The organism is uncultured Roseibium sp. (assembly GCF_963675095.2).
Classification (GTDB): domain Bacteria; phylum Pseudomonadota; class Alphaproteobacteria; order Rhizobiales; family Stappiaceae; genus Roseibium.
Genome location: NZ_CAXXSJ010000048.1, coordinates 28841 through 43479, shown reverse-complemented (window position 1 = coordinate 43479; position 14639 = coordinate 28841). Strand labels below are relative to the sequence as shown.

Below are 14639 nucleotides of genomic sequence, written 5' to 3'. Positions count from 1 at the left end.
TCAAGAACTTATTGTTCTGGGGCTCTATAGCGGCCTCAATTGGTATTCTGTATTTGCTGATCTGACTGGCGGAATAGTCAACTTTCCGTAGATAATGAAGTTATCCAATTGCCGCATATTCACATCATTCGGCTTGATGTGATCGCTCCGCTTGACGAGCCCTTTCACAGGACGGAAACGCGCGCACTTCAACATATGCCTGCATCCGCGGCACACGCTGATTGCTTTCGGTCCCAACCGAAAAATTTTCCTGAAAATTTCATTTGAAACATATTGCGGGCAGCCTGGAACCTGCTCGCCAGCCGAAGCCTGGCCACGTGCGTACATACTGTAAATTTTTGCATTGCGTGTTGCAGTGCACTGCAAATTGGGTTAAGGTAATTTTAATAATGAAATGACAAGCTGGTTCATGTTAACCGATTGTCAATAAATTGCTTTTTTGTCACGCCAGATGCGGTTAATTTGGTTGAGCCATGTAGCTTGACTTCTATTATTGGGTGCATTTATGACGCACGAAAATATTGAATATGGCCGAGGCAAAGTTGGTATTCGCCCACTTTTTAAGTTTCGTTCGGCTAAACGACGGCCTTTTAAACCCACGACACAGCACTTTCAGCTACCAAAGGTTACTGGTGGCGCAAGTGCTCTAAATGTCGAGAAAAATCAATCGTTTTCGGCAATGTTAACGTCGAATGCGGCGGCCGCTGATTTCATGGCGGATGCTGCTGTCGCTCAGAAATCCAGACCACTCAAACGGGCGATTGATGTCGTCGGAGCAAGCGCAGCGGTCGGACTGTTGAGTCCGCTTTTGCTCGGTTTGGCTGTGACCATCAGGGCGACGAGTAAGGGACCTGTCTTCTTTCGCCAGGAACGTCACGGCAAGAACGGCGAAGTCATTACGGTTCTGAAATTCCGTTCAATGTATGTCGATCAATGCGATCACTCCGGCGTTCAGCAAACAGTCAAGAACGACCCGCGTGTAACACCGATCGGGCGTTTTTTGCGCCGCAGCAATTTCGACGAACTACCGCAGCTCTTTAACGTGATCCGGGGAGACATGTCCTTGGTGGGCCCTCGCCCACATGTTCCAGGCATGCTTGCCGCCGGAGTGCCTTACGAAGAATTCGATGCACGCTATCATGACCGGCATGCCGTGCTGCCTGGGATAACCGGTCTGGCACAGGTGAACGGCTTCCGGGGCGAGACAAAAGATGCCCACGCCGCTCGGATGAGACTTCACTATGATCTGACCTATGTCGATCAGCAATCAACCTTGCTGGACATCAAGATCATGGTGGGTACGATCGTGCGCGAATTTTTCAAAGGCCGAGGATACTAATCGGCCCCGGACGTTGGTTGCGCCGAAGCCGTTTTTCAAAGTGCCTTTTCTGCGCGAGGTCAAATCGCGAGCCATCTTTTGGCATCGACCGGCGACTGGATTTTCAGCCAGGTGAGGCCGCTTTTGTGCCACGGCACCACACCACTGCGACGATTGTCCAGGACAAGATCGCCATCGGTGGTGCGCACCACCAGCACCGCATGCCCTTCCCCCCAGGAGGTCTTGGCCACCGCAATACGCAAGGCGCGTGACGGCCAACCCCGGGCTATCAGTTCCGCTCTCTTCGTCAGCGCAAAGTCTTCGCAGTCGCCGGACTTCGGCGCCACCGTCCACGTGTCCGCCCAACCCTTGCTGCCTTTATCGTTGATCGGACGAATACGGTGATTGACGCTTGCGTTGATCCGGTTGAGTTCCTGCTTCTTGACCGCGTTCATCGCCACGACCGAACGCCCGAAGGACCGGCACTGGGACGGCTCCTTGGCACAGAAAATCACATGCCCCATCGGCGCAAGTGTCGGCCCGCGGCTGGAAATGAACCGCGGCTCCAATTGCCGCTTGAGCGACGACAAGCCGCCACCAAGACCGAATGCAAATGCACCTTGGACCGGAGCCAGCAGCAAACCGGCGAAGATCGCTAAAAGAACTGCCCTGTTACGCATATCCACTTCTCCCCGACAGGATTTGAAGGAGAAGCTACACGAAACATCTGAAATCCAGGTTCGAGACCCAAACGCAGTTTTCAATAAATTGTACCGTTCAGCGTAACGCTTTGGTAATTTTCAAGTTTCAAATATCTGCGATACTCTCTGCTGATTTTCGCTACGACTATCAGTTCTCTACCGCCTCAGCCGCCTCGTCACCGAGTTGGTCAAATTGGTTGGCCAGGCGCTCCTGACGCTTGATCTCGTCCAGGGTCAGTATCGTCCAGTTGCCGTTCCAGGCTCCGGCGAGGCGGTCAATTGCGTCTTGTTTCTCGGTTGAGAATAATCGTTCGCCCAGAGAATCTGGACGCGCAAATCCTGCATGAACCTGAAAACGCGACAGGGTCATTCCATCAGTCAGGTGACAGTCATAATGAGGGGCACCCGCCAAATAGAAAACCGGGATACAGGACATCGGCTCATTGGAGATCCTGTTTTGAAGGGAGGCCCGCCCCATAAGGCCACAGGGAAACTTGGCAAAGCTGTCGTCGATGCAAAGGTCCGTTGCGCCGATACCAAAGATATAAGCCAATCTGATAGGTGTATTTCCGACCATGAAACTGTTTGACGTCACGACCGTGTAAGGCGGCTGCAAATCTAGGGCTTGATAAAGTTCGGAGAATGGCCGGCGCGCGGGCGCATTGTATGCAAGCGGTAACGCTTCATAAGGCGGCTTGTTGGACGTTGGTTGCGCGGGATTGTCATCCGCCGAACCCCAGGAAGTTTGCAAGAAACCACTCAGCGCAGTGTATGCCGTCGATATTTCCCCTCGAAAGGAAAAAGAAGCGATATTTGCGCAGATCACAAGACCAGCTAGGATCCAGTAAATCTTGTATCGCCGTCCGCCGGCGCTTTCGTCCGAACGGCTCCCGTCGTCCTTTTCCGGCTGCTCACGGAGCCAACCCGGCTTCATTTCGAAAATCCCTATTTCCTGCATTTTACGGCAAGAACACCACGCCCAAAGTATTTTCTCATTCTGCAGTTTTTACATGTCTCTTGGCGATCTTCCCAGCGCAATTGTCACAGAACTGGATAATAAAAGCGCATAAAAAGCTGAAACCGCCGGTATTTGCAGCGAGAAATCAACCAGGGCATGCACAGCAACAAGAACGGTTATAGCTAGTCCACCCGCAACAAAGGGGCGATATTCCTGGCGCTCGCCATAGCCCCGGACAAGCGTCCTGAGCAGGAGAATGCAGCCAATTCCCAAAAATAAGATATAGGCCAAGCCGAGTTCGAGGAAATTCTCCAAGTAGGAATTGTGAGCCTTGTCCCAGATACCGACGACCCCGCAATTCGGATCACGAAAGCTCGGAAAAACATCCTGGAAGGTACCTAAACCAGTGCCGAATGGGAGGTTCAGCAGCGCTGCTTGCAAAGTCGATTTGTAGGTGCACAATCGAGCCGAGGAGAGGTCAGTTTCAAGCCGGTGAACGGTTCGACCCGAAAAAAGTTCGAATGCGAATATAGCCAGTAGCGTTAGAATACCCCATTTGACTACCCGGTTGCTAACCCGCCTGCGGAGAACCCGGAAATCCAGCAGAAAAACGGCAACGCATAGACCAAGTGTAGATGATAACAGGCCACCACGAGACGTCGTCAGTCCCAAAGCCAGAACCTGGAGAAATACCCCACCGATCAATAGACCTAGATTCCTGGAAAGCGCAAAATACCCTAACTGAAGCCATGGCTCTTCCCAAAAACCAGACCTTTCTCCGCTCCGGACTTCCCACCTGATCAAACACACGGTCGCAATCAAGGCCATTCCCAGGAATGTGGCCGCGCTGTTCCGGTTTACCAGGACACTTGTTAGAGAGGTTTTGTAGTAGGTTTTGGCCTCTAAGAATAGCCAGTCTGGAAACAGGAGGAGTTGAAGAATCCCGTAAATTGCAAAGGCAGTGCCTATGACACTGAATGCACGCCAGAGCCACTTAACATCCTTTTCAAACTGGAAGAGCGCCAACCCTACTGAAAAGACTGCATAGGGCAATACCAACCGAAAGATCGACCAGAGACTTTGGATCGGTGCCACGGAAATTCTTCCGGACAAGTTCAAGTCTAATTGCTTTCGAACCAGGTCCCAAATTGGATTAGAAAGTCCACTGATGGGCAGCGTCTGGAAAAGAATGTACATGGTAACGCTGACGGCGAAAGCCAAAGAATAGACTTGGAACCTGGCAACCGCCGCGTTTCTCGGAGGCTCTACAGAGCTGAAAACCAACATTAAACCGATCAGAATTGAGACAACTTCAGCGACTGGCCATGGCGTACCGCCTTTCAGAAGCAACAAGAGTACCAGGACGAGCAATAGGGCCCATCTGTTTGCCTCAGAAAGTTTGGTACGAAAATAAAGCCAAACAGGGGACTGCGTCAGTTTCATCGTCTTCCAACACAGGTTTTCAGCCGCCTGAAATACCGCGCGCAGTCCTTTTCTGGAAATTTCAGCCCCATGATCCGATAAAGCAGTTCCAATCGATCCGGATCCATCGCCGCAATAACATCGGCATTTCCTGCCGAAAATCGAGCCCGCATGATGGATTTCCCGTAGTCGCCGACTGCCTCAAAAATCGCACGCACCTGCCACTCTGGCATCCATCTGAAAAGTGTATCGAGATCATTATTGAGTGCCTCGATGGCACGTGGATCTTGTGTCTGACTGAGTGAAATCAGAAACGGAATTCTCGATCCTAATAGCCATCCCTCCCGGGGAGAGGTCAGTTCGGAAAGTTCAACCTCATGCATAACACTTTCTGTCGGCCCCTCCATCCTCATGGTGCTCATGGCTGAACGCATCCAACCGTTACCATTCAGCGGAAAACACGAGAGCAGATGGCGAATCCCCTGTTTCACGACAATATAGGACTGATTGACTGTCTCGGTGGATGCCGTTGTTAGAAGACGATGCTCCAGAACTGCCAGTTTCACAGTCATGGCAGCTTCCTGAATATCGCGTCGGCACGAAAGGTCACTATTATCAGGGTATAGAGCCAGACGATCGGCTTCAGCATCCGTCAGAGTTATGCCACGCAGGATAGGTTGTGCCGTGAGCAGAACCCTGCGCGCGCTCAAGTCATTTGAGATCGCAATAAATGCAGCGCCTGACAGTGACAAACCCAATACCACATGACTTAAGCGAGCGAACAGCAAGGCCAAGGTCAATCAGAATAGTACCGGGAATGGGCTGAATACTGATATCCTTCAGCTGTGTTTTTCTCGTAAAGTTTCTGCGTTTGAATATCAACTTTGTTCAGCACGACACCGAGACATTTTTCTCTCAAACGCTCATCATGACTCAACATGGACCTGATCGTATGACGCGCGGTCTTCCCCCACTCAACGACAAACAGGAAAGCGTCAATCTGTCCTGCAATAGCTCTCACGTCTACTACCGGAGCCAGCGGCGGCAAATCGATGACGACGTAGTCAAATGCTTCGCTTGCTTGGCGCAATAGCTTTTTCATTCCGGGTGATGCAAGTAACTCACTTGTATGCGAAATCCTCTGCCTAACCACCGCCGGCAAAACGAAGAGCTTAGAATCCGGTTCAACAAGTAGCGCGGATTTGAACTCTTTTTCTTCGAGCAACACTTCCAACAATCCAGCTTCAGCCTCGCCGGCTACGCTTCGAGTCAGTCCAGGATTGCGGAGGTCGCAATCAATTAAAAGCGTTTTAGGTCCGAGACTGGCAAGCATGGAGGCGAAGTTTTTGGAAATCGTTGATTTTCCCTCTCCTGGGAAAATCGAAACAACTCCAATAATTTTGGTCTCCTTTTCACCCAACATCAAGTCCGCAGCAATTTTTGCTGCACGAAGCGTCTCCGAAAACGATGATAACGGAGAATCCAAGGATTGTCTAAGAACACTATCTATTGGCTTTATGTAGCGTTTGGTATCGTTGAGCCGATTTCCAAATTTTTCCAGGGGGTTAATTCCTTTGTGGGAGAGAATTGGCAACAAGCCTAGAAATTCAAGTCCAAGTCTTTCCCTCACTTGTTCCCCTGTTCGAACGCCCCGATCGCGGAATTCCCGCGCGACACCAATTCCAACGCCAACCATGCCCCCCAGAACCAGGGCAATTCCCAAAACAAGAGTCTTGCGAGGAAGGCTAGGCTTTTCTGGAGCTCGCGCATTGGATATTACGCGCGCCTCAGTAATTGGAAATGATTGTTGCTGGATCGTTTCTTGATAACGCTGCAAAAAAGTCTGATAAAGATTCTTGTAGGTTTCGGATTCCCGCTCCAACTCTCGTAGCGAAACCATCGTTTCGTTGGTATCTGCACTTTCTCCGACGAGCTTCGACAGACTCTGTTCAAGGGACGTCTCGCGCGATTTGGCAATGTCAAAGTCGCTTTTGTAGCTTTGTGCGATACGGCTTAGCTCGTCGAAAATGACACGCCTATACTCAGCCATGTCATTCTTAAATTTTAACGCCTGAATATGATTAGCGCCCAGTTTCTGACTGATTTCAGCGTAGCGTTTGGACGCTTCCAGGAATTTCGAGCGAAGATCAGCGATAACCGGATTGTTTAATGCTTCCGTAACAGCGGCATCCATTTGGCCGTTGTTGATAATATTCTGAATACGCTCATATTTTGCCTGAGCCTGAGCTGTTGCCGCTCGCGCCAGAATCAACTGACTGTTCATATCGGCCATCTGGGTTTCGCTGATCAGAGTTCCATCAGCAGCGATCAGATTATGTTTCTTCCGGAACTTCTGTACCGCAAGGTCCGACGCGAGCGATTTTCCTTTCAGTTCCTGAATGCGCACCTGCAACCAGTCACTTGCCCGCCTGGCCGCATCATATTTCGCATCCAACTGATCAAGAAGATAAGCGTCAGCGTAGGTATTCGCAATTCGAGCAGCTTCATCGGCCGACGGTGAAGTATAATCAATCTCCAGGACGTAGGTGAGCCCCTTTCGGGTAACATTAAGATTATCCAGCAAGATTCTTAGAGCCGCCTGGCGTTTCTGCTCTAACTGGGCCTCGGATAAATTCGCGCCTCCGAACCAAAAACCACCACTTACAAATTGTTTAATCGCATTGATGCCCTTAGCCCAAATCGACCCACGAGCATTCATGAAATAGGGATCTTCAATCAGCTTCAGTTTATCGATAATCGATAGGGCAATTCTGTCCGATTTAATTAATTCAACCTGACTGTCGATTTTGGCTGTATCGAAACGGATACCAAGACCGCTATCACCGTTATTACCAGTAATGTTCTGATCTTCTATCAAGATTTGTGAGGACGCGGTATAAAGAGGCTGTGCACTCAATACATATGCAATGCCTAAAACCAAGCCGGCAATGCTAAAGAAAACTATCAACCTGAACTGACGTTTAAATGCACCTAAAACGCGTTCCAAATCGACGGACAGTTCGTCCTCATGATCCCGATCACCCGGTCCTTTATCGAGGAAACCGTAATCGGATAAGGAAGAGCTCTGTTTGTTTAGCATATTGACTCAGACCAATATGAAAAGAGCGGCATAAGCCGCTCAATAGGGGTTCGCACAATATTAACATTATTGCGTGGGACTAACAGCGGCGACAACATTCCCAAGAGTCGTTGAAATGCTCGATGTTGCGCCGTTAGCGGCGAGAGAAAACGTATCATTTGTTGCAGAAGAATCCGTTCCATTCGCACCAGCACCAGCTGCTCCAGCTCCGGCGCCACCGATCGCGCCGCCACCGCCTGCTCCGGTTCCGCCGGTACCGCCAATCCCACCGGTAAGCGCTGCAGTCTGCGTATCCCCAATTGACGCAGCGAATGCGGCAATTAACGCTTGATTGCCGCTTTCAGCAACAGCCTGCTGAATCTGTGCGGCCACATCAGGGCGGCTGTTCACACAAGCAGTGGCTGCCTGGGCTAAACCTGCTGCGATTGCCGCCACCTGAACGTCATTCGCCTTTTCCGAAAGACCAACGATGATGGATATCGAATCCGTATCGGAACCGACAAGTCCCCTAACCTGGGTCGACAAACTGTACCCGCCGACCGGATTTGAGGTCAGCAGCGCATCGGGATTATCTTTGAAGGAACTGACAGCAGTATCGGACAATTTTGCAGGAGAAAGAAAACAGGAATCAGCTGTCGCAGCATCGGAAAGACCGACCAAGGACAAAAAGGCGACACCAACGAAACCGGCAATATTCCGCACTTCAAAGACACTTCCACACAACCGAAACATCAAGCGACTCCCTAAATATGCTTGACATATTAACACCAAAAACAATGAACCACAACGGACACCCAACACCCAAGGCTTCCCTTGTTTGAACTATTCTTAACGGCGCAACACCCCAGCTATCCTTAGCTTTGCCCAATGCATCACGTCCAATGCACCTTCGTAACTACAATCCCCAACCGTCACTTACTCGTCCAAAGTGACGTTCACCCCATGCGACAGTGATACCGCATTATTCCTGGTCAGGCGTGCATCTCCACTGACACCGGAAACGGTCGAAGTAACGGAATTCAGAACTGTCAGGAACTTAATGAGCTCGACCGATTCAGCATTCGATACATACAAGACATCCTTATCGCGCAGCTGGAAACCCTGGGCGACGAAATATCCCGAAGGATCGCGGAAATTGGTCCTGTAAATGGCTGGAATCTCATCCTTGTCCGCGTCGAACTGAGACATATCGACCCCGATCTCTTCGAGCGACTTTCGCGACTCCATTCGATAGACAAAAACCTCACCCGGATCGGCCCGGCTGTCGAGAAGGCCGCCGGCTTTGCCGACACCCTCGGATAACGTCAGCTCTTCTTTGTCAAAGTTGAATGACCCGCTCAAGCCCGTGGCACCAAAAGCCTGGAAAGACCGCTGCTCTCTATCGACATAGATTGTGTCGCCAGGTGCTACATAAATATTTTCTGTCGGGTTCTCGACCAATGAGTTGAAATAAACCCTCGCCTTTCGGCCGCGACGCTGCAAAGTCACATAGGTTTCGTAGCCCGGATACTTTATGCCACCCGCCTTCGAGATAATATCGAGAACACGGTCGCCGCTTTCGCTGATCCTCAGCTTGTTCGGGTCATTAACTTCACCGACCACCGATGCGGTCGTCGCATTGCGCTCAACGAAGTGAACAATCGCCTGCGGCTCGATTGCCCGGTTCGAGAGCTTGGCCTCGATTTCAGTCTCGATCTGGGGCAATGACCGTCCCGATGCCAATATTTGCCCTGCATAAGGCACTGTAATGTAGCCACGCCTGTCTACCGTCTGCTGAGGCAAATTCACAAAGTTACCAGGCCGGCTACCGGCATCTGCAGGAATAAACAAACCGCCCGCGGACGATTCAAATATCGTCACCTGAATTATGTCGCCAACGCCAACCAGGATCTCCGGCGCAGGGCCTCGTCCGCCGCCAAATCCGCGATAGAGCGAACCGAGCTCCGAGCCCTTAACGTACTTCAGAACCGCCGGAGAAAGATCGAGGAAGGCATATTTTATTGTGCTTTTCTGCGCGGCGCCGGGCTCCTCTACGATGGAATCGGTTGCCTGCGTCTGGATTGCCTTATGGTCTGGCCCAGAACGAGGCAGGGTGTCACACGCGGCGAGCCCCGCGACTGAACACATTAGAACCGACTTCAAAAAATTGGAGGTCATATCAATCCTGCCCGCAGAAGAATTTTAATAAGCTGCTACCACGTACATATTTTGATGCAATTACAAATCGAAAGCACACCCCGAAACGATGGTCAGCGTTGCATATTAACAACAGATTCATAATACTAAACACAGATTATGAACAGATCCTTCATGATATGATGTTCGGTACGTTCGCAGATTCCATACGAGGAGAATCAAATTTCGGCCTTTCAGCGAATCTAGCCCACAAATGGGTTGCGCGGAGCGAATGAAGCGTGCCAATTTCAGCGAAGCGATTGTTCGTAATATTAAATCGAAACATTAAGCAGGTTCCTAAATGCTGAGACCAATTCTCACATCATTCGCAATATGCATTTGCATGGCCACTTCATCAGTTGCGGAAGAATGCGATGATTTGCGGCCTCAGATAGAAAATTTCTGGAAAATCGAAAAGGGGCAACACTCTCCAGCCCTGAACCTGACCCCGATGGCCTTGTCCGACAGAAGCGCCACGACAACGACTGCCCAGCTTGGCTTGGTCTGCAGAAAAGATTCTTACGGTGGATCGGTAACGCTCTATGGTGACGATACAGCCTACAATGCGCCGCTGCATTCCAACGAATGCCGCCTCATTTTCTTGCTTGGTGTGAAGACAATCAGCGCCAAGGCAGGCGACGATGTGGATGGCCCGGCAGCCTGTGGCAGCTTTGATGTAGTACGTTAGGCGGGTTCGACTGATCATTTGTCCAGCTTTGTCACTGGAATTTGTCAGAATCTTTGGGAGCAGAAAAATTTATCCAGCTGTCGTTGGTTGGATATTTATCGGAATCGATAAACGTATCTAGCTCTTATGCAGCCCGGTGAGTATGTTCAAACGTTGGTTCAATAGGCGCATTCGCAATTTTGCGAGAACTCCAATTCCAGAATCGAAACGCTATTACGTTTTTGGCGACATACACGGGCATTTGGACCATTTGAACACCCTGCTTGCCGCAGTCGAGCAGGATCTGAGACTTCGCCCCATTGCCGAAGTCACCGAAATCTTTCTCGGAGATTACATTGATCGCGGCCCTTCGTCCGCCGGTGTTATCGAAGCCCTTTCTCGCGGACCAAAAGCAGGCCGTAATCGATTATGTCTGATGGGCAATCACGAAAGCATAATGCTGACGTTTCTAACGACCCCAGACGTGTTGCCTCGCTGGATTAACGTCGGCGGTTCCCCGACACTCAAATCCTATGGAATAAATCTTCACCCTACTGCCGTTAATGCATTTGAAATTCAGCGTCAATTTCGATTGGCCATGCCTCGGAAACACCTGAATTTTCTACGCACGCTTCCAACAATGCATCACATTGACGGCTATGCCTTTGTACATGCCGGCGTCCGCCCGGGTGTCCCCCTCATTTATCAACGAGACGAAGACCTGATGTGGATTCGGCATGAATTCCTGGACTACACAGGGGATTTCGGGGCTTTGGTTATCCATGGCCATACGCCGCATAGCCAGATTGAACTGAAACCTAACCGGATCAACATAGATACCGGCGTATATATTACCGGCAAGCTCACTTGTGCCGTACTCGATTCAGAAGGCTTACGTTTCCTGCAAACCGACCGGGGGCAAGTGCAATCATTTTCGGCAAGTGCACTCGTTGGACAATGATCGAACCAGCCTGAAATGTTCTAAGATCCTGACGAACATTCATCAGAAAACTGGGCGCTCAAATCACAATCAGGAAATCAGCCGGTAAACTGCCGACCAATGCATATCAATTCCATCAAGCCGACGCTTCGCTCCAGGTAGACCACGACGCCCGACAGGTGCACCACAATACCGAATGCTCCCTTCCAGACTATCGGGACATGAGTCGACGACCTAACGAAACCATCGTGTCATTCATACGTGAAGAAAGTTAAGTGGATACATTATTATTAAATTATTTTATACCATTAACTTTTCTAATTCGATTGCTTCTGATATGAAATAACAGTCCTTCTTCTCTTCAAATGAGAGATTGCTTGAAACCCTTGAAAGCTCACCGCAACAATGCTTAATTTTCAACGTTCTAATCTTAGACTATTTATTAGTCATAAGGATATTTCCTAAATATTCACTACTTTAAGGCTATAAAAACCTAATATCATCAGCATTTAAAAACGGTAAGTTCTCACCTAATCTGGATTTAAGAGCGTGCGCTACTCCGAACAACATCAACTCATGTTTGTCCATATTCCAAAATGTGCAGGTACTAACATCTACCAAGGACTCGACGGTATCGCGGACTTCCCATATGCCTTATTTGCCAGGGATCTGAACAAAACCGTAGAGGAAACTGAAGCGCTACTGTCTTGGCGCGGTTTCGAACATGACGTGCTGGGTTCAATCCATCAGGCGCATATTCCTCTGAAATACCTATCCGAGTATTTTCCGTCCACTTATGCGGCATTCGCCGGCGCGACGTCTTTTGCGATCCTACGCAATCCGCGGGACCGCTTCATCTCCGCAATCATGCAGCGTCTACGTGAATTTTGCGATCTAGGACCAACCTCCATCCAGGAAAACCATGTGATCGAGGAAGGCAAGAATGTTTGCAACTGGCTCGACGGAAAAGAAGTTTTCTGCGACTTGCCCTACATCCATTTCACCCGTCAAGCCGACTACATCGACCTGGAAGGAGAGCGCAAAGTCACGAAGCTTTTCCGCCTCGATCAGATGGATGCATGGCGCAGTTGGATGCAGGATGAGTTCGGGATTTCGCTTGGTGATATGAGCTACACTCACGCTAGCCTGAAGCCAAAGGGATGGTTCAAGCAACTCAATAAAGTCGCCTCACCGGCATATAAAATGCTGCCGCAGTCCGTTCGTAAGATCGTCAAGCCAATCCTCGCCGAAAGCCCGTTGTTCGTGAAAGCCGCTTCGCAATACGACAAGATGCACCTTGGAGATGATGTCGAAAAGTTCATCGGGGACTTCTACGCAAAAGACTGGGCACTATTTGACAGTCAGGCAGTAAGCGACGCCAAACCGGCCTCTGCAGCGCCTTAATAAGGCCGCAGCATCTCCCCCCGAGAACCGGGCCGTTTTTTATTGGAAGCAGTTTCGTTCAAGTATGCGTGCGGCCACTTGCTGCATCATGGCGTACTATTGTTCCTACGGTTCAGCCGGCAAGATGCTCCCTAAGGGCCTCGGCACGCGCCTGTACCAGCGCCCGCCTGTGATCGTACCAATCACCCGATTCGAATGCGCCGAATTCGACGTATTCGCAGCTTCGCCAAGACCCAGGCCGATGAATGCCTTCGGCTTTGCAAAGCCCGGTGATCGTATCGGTGGGAGCATTGTCGTAGCTATCGCCGGCGCTCCGACCGAAGGCTCGATGACTGCTTCTGCCTGCGCTCGAAATACCTGATCGACGCATAGTTGGCGATTTCAAGCGATCGTCGCAACCGTCCGTTTGATAACTCATCTGAAGGCTGTCTTATGCCTCGGCAGGTCACTTCCGCACACCAACCCTGATATGCGCCCCAGCATTCCCAGAGTACCGGATTTATGATTCGCCTCGTACAATGCCTAAAGCAGAAATCGGCTTTTAACGCATTGGCGATTCGCCAGGCCAGCACCTTGCGGGAGACCCAGTCGGTAATCTCGACCAGGCCGAGGAACCTCCGGCGCAGCGGTAAATATACAGGGCGTCAGGCGTCCAGACCTCTGGTTCAGCCGCTCCAGCCGAAAGCCTTTCGCCTGATATGGAAAGGTCTTGTGTCCCTTGGCCGGCCTGCGTGAATTGGGCTTCCGGCAGATTGGCATCAGGCCCACGAGCTGCATCAGTCGCCGGCTCCGCATCTCGTTCTCCGGAGAAGCTTCGTTTTTCAAATACCAGGTCATATGCCGGACACCGAAAAACGACGTCTCCAGGAACTGTTCATCAGTCAGGCCTATCAGGGTGAGGCTGATATCGCTCTCGCCATTCGGCGTGGACTAGCAAGACGAGTGCGAAATCTACAGCAGAAAATAAGGCTTGCCGACCGACTATTCGAGATGAGCCGGCTTGACCTTGCCGCGCCTCACTTCACGCTTCAGGGCGCGATCTTTCTGAAGAAACAATTGCCAGTTATCGCCGACTCGCCAATCTTGAAACCACCTTTCAAGATTTCCAGGCAATCTCCGCCTTGACTACCGGCAAGTGCAACTCACGTTTCAACATCCCTGATCCTCTTCTTCTCGAAGATCAGCAGACAACAAGTCTTGACTTAAAGGAGTGTGCGAATTTCGGAAGGTAATATTGAAGCAAACTAAGTATCTAATAATTCAATTTTATTTCATTCAATATATAAATATTCAGCGGCAGCAAAAAGCTGCCGCTGAATATATTCTTGCTTAGATAACAAAGTCGGAGGCGTGATCGAGGAATGTAATTGAGTTACCCGATCCAAAATCGACCAAGAGGTCATCGCCGTCAACAGAGACCGAATATCCGGCATTAACAGCTGCAGTTAAGAATTCTGACAAAGTGTCAAACTCCACTGCCTGGGCCGAACCGTCAAAAACGCCCTTCTGAAAACTGATGCTATCACCGTCTTCAAAATCGGTTACGACATCATTTCCAAAACTATTGGAGAAGTGGAAAGTGTCGTCCCCCTCGCCTCCGCGAAGGCGATCGTCTCCGGTGCCGCCGTCCAGTCTATCGTTCCCCACATCGCCGAACAGAAAATCATTTCCTGTCCCGCCCTTCAGGGCATCATCACCCTCGCCGCCGAACAGATCATCGTCGCCCGACCCGCCTTGAAGCTCGTCGTTGCCTTCGCCGCCGCGCAATTCATCATTGCCTTTACCACCCTTGATGAGGTCATCTCCACCACCACCAAACATGATATCATCTCCGGCGCCGCCAAACATCTTATCGTCGCCACCGATCGCCTTAATAGAGTCATCTCCGGTAGTGTATTGGGCAGTCATGTCGTCGTCGAAATTGGTACCTACGATGCTCATATCTCACTCCATC

At 50.5% G+C, this 14639-nt stretch carries 13 protein-coding genes; 5 read left to right on the top strand and 8 right to left on the bottom strand.

Going from position 1 to position 14639, the window contains the following annotated elements; translation table 11 throughout:
- Window positions 1–505 precede the first annotated feature (505 nt).
- Window positions 506–1339 (top strand): sugar transferase, encoded by an 834-nt coding sequence (locus tag ABIN98_RS17775; protein WP_346911915.1) that lies wholly within the window; start codon window positions 506–508, stop codon window positions 1337–1339.
- A 59-nt stretch (window positions 1340–1398) separates the two neighbouring features.
- Here ABIN98_RS17775 and ABIN98_RS17770 read toward each other — a convergent pair whose 3' ends face one another.
- The 7 genes from ABIN98_RS17770 to ABIN98_RS17740 all read right to left on the bottom strand — a co-directional run bounded on the left by ABIN98_RS17770 (window position 1399) and on the right by ABIN98_RS17740 (window position 9656).
- On the bottom strand, window positions 1399–1998 hold the full coding sequence (locus ABIN98_RS17770; RefSeq protein ID WP_346911914.1) for a transglutaminase-like cysteine peptidase: 600 nt from the start codon (window positions 1996–1998) through the stop codon (window positions 1399–1401).
- A gap of 169 nt (window positions 1999–2167) precedes the next feature.
- A complete protein-coding gene (locus ABIN98_RS17765; RefSeq protein WP_346911913.1) occupies window positions 2168–2953 on the bottom strand; it encodes a hypothetical protein in 786 nt (261 codons plus the stop codon).
- A gap of 72 nt (window positions 2954–3025) precedes the next feature.
- A complete protein-coding gene (locus ABIN98_RS17760; protein ID WP_346911912.1) occupies window positions 3026–4420 on the bottom strand; it encodes an O-antigen ligase family protein in 1395 nt (464 codons plus the stop codon).
- Window positions 4417–5199: a hypothetical protein gene (locus ABIN98_RS17755; RefSeq protein ID WP_346911911.1), complete on the bottom strand. Its 783-nt coding sequence runs from the start codon at window positions 5197–5199 to the stop codon at window positions 4417–4419. Before ABIN98_RS17755 ends, ABIN98_RS17760 begins: the two co-directional genes overlap by 4 nt.
- Window positions 5196–7499 carry a polysaccharide biosynthesis tyrosine autokinase gene (locus tag ABIN98_RS17750; RefSeq protein ID WP_346911910.1) on the bottom strand — a complete coding sequence of 768 codons (2304 nt, stop codon included), beginning with the start codon at window positions 7497–7499 and terminating at the stop codon, window positions 5196–5198. The genes ABIN98_RS17755 and ABIN98_RS17750 overlap by 4 nt, the downstream gene beginning before the upstream one ends.
- A gap of 66 nt (window positions 7500–7565) precedes the next feature.
- Window positions 7566–8300 (bottom strand): hypothetical protein, encoded by a 735-nt coding sequence (locus ABIN98_RS17745; protein ID WP_346911909.1) that lies wholly within the window; start codon window positions 8298–8300, stop codon window positions 7566–7568.
- Window positions 8301–8414: 114 nt separating this feature from the next.
- Window positions 8415–9656: a polysaccharide biosynthesis/export family protein gene (locus ABIN98_RS17740; RefSeq protein WP_346911908.1), complete on the bottom strand. Its 1242-nt coding sequence runs from the start codon at window positions 9654–9656 to the stop codon at window positions 8415–8417.
- A gap of 361 nt (window positions 9657–10017) precedes the next feature.
- On the opposite strand from ABIN98_RS17740, the gene ABIN98_RS17735 reads away from it, so the two are divergent.
- The 4 genes from ABIN98_RS17735 to ABIN98_RS17720 all read left to right on the top strand — a co-directional run bounded on the left by ABIN98_RS17735 (window position 10018) and on the right by ABIN98_RS17720 (window position 13810).
- Window positions 10018–10362 (top strand): hypothetical protein, encoded by a 345-nt coding sequence (locus tag ABIN98_RS17735; protein ID WP_346911907.1) that lies wholly within the window; start codon window positions 10018–10020, stop codon window positions 10360–10362.
- A 142-nt stretch (window positions 10363–10504) separates the two neighbouring features.
- Window positions 10505–11302, top strand: coding sequence for a metallophosphoesterase family protein (locus ABIN98_RS17730; protein WP_346911906.1), 798 nt, complete (start codon window positions 10505–10507; stop codon window positions 11300–11302).
- Window positions 11303–11830: 528 nt separating this feature from the next.
- A complete protein-coding gene (locus tag ABIN98_RS17725) occupies window positions 11831–12685 on the top strand; it encodes a sulfotransferase family 2 domain-containing protein (RefSeq protein ID WP_346911905.1) in 855 nt (284 codons plus the stop codon).
- Window positions 12686–13522: 837 nt separating this feature from the next.
- Window positions 13523–13810, top strand: a complete 288-nt coding sequence (locus tag ABIN98_RS17720; RefSeq protein WP_346911904.1) for a hypothetical protein — start codon at window positions 13523–13525, stop codon at window positions 13808–13810.
- Window positions 13811–14014: 204 nt separating this feature from the next.
- On the opposite strand, the gene ABIN98_RS17715 is transcribed toward ABIN98_RS17720, so the two are convergent.
- Window positions 14015–14626, bottom strand: coding sequence for a calcium-binding protein (locus ABIN98_RS17715; protein ID WP_346911903.1), 612 nt, complete (start codon window positions 14624–14626; stop codon window positions 14015–14017).
- Window positions 14627–14639 lie beyond the last annotated feature (13 nt).

Bases quoted from the DNA above. Each gene is read 5' to 3' on its own strand.
- ABIN98_RS17775 (WP_346911915.1), top strand. From the start codon at position 506: ATGACGCACGAAAATATTGAATATGGCCGAGGCAAAGTTGGTATTCGC.
- ABIN98_RS17750 (WP_346911910.1), bottom strand. From the start codon at position 7,499: ATGCTAAACAAACAGAGCTCTTCCTTATCCGATTACGGTTTCCTCGAT.
- ABIN98_RS17715 (WP_346911903.1), bottom strand. From the start codon at position 14,626: ATGAGCATCGTAGGTACCAATTTCGACGACGACATGACTGCCCAATAC.
- ABIN98_RS17760 (WP_346911912.1), bottom strand. From the start codon at position 4,420: ATGAAACTGACGCAGTCCCCTGTTTGGCTTTATTTTCGTACCAAACTT.
- ABIN98_RS17735 (WP_346911907.1), top strand. From the start codon at position 10,018: ATGGCCACTTCATCAGTTGCGGAAGAATGCGATGATTTGCGGCCTCAG.
- ABIN98_RS17730 (WP_346911906.1), top strand. From the start codon at position 10,505: ATGTTCAAACGTTGGTTCAATAGGCGCATTCGCAATTTTGCGAGAACT.
- ABIN98_RS17765 (WP_346911913.1), bottom strand. From the start codon at position 2,953: ATGAAGCCGGGTTGGCTCCGTGAGCAGCCGGAAAAGGACGACGGGAGC.
- ABIN98_RS17740 (WP_346911908.1), bottom strand. From the start codon at position 9,656: ATGACCTCCAATTTTTTGAAGTCGGTTCTAATGTGTTCAGTCGCGGGG.
- ABIN98_RS17720 (WP_346911904.1), top strand. From the start codon at position 13,523: ATGCCGGACACCGAAAAACGACGTCTCCAGGAACTGTTCATCAGTCAG.
- ABIN98_RS17770 (WP_346911914.1), bottom strand. From the start codon at position 1,998: ATGCGTAACAGGGCAGTTCTTTTAGCGATCTTCGCCGGTTTGCTGCTG.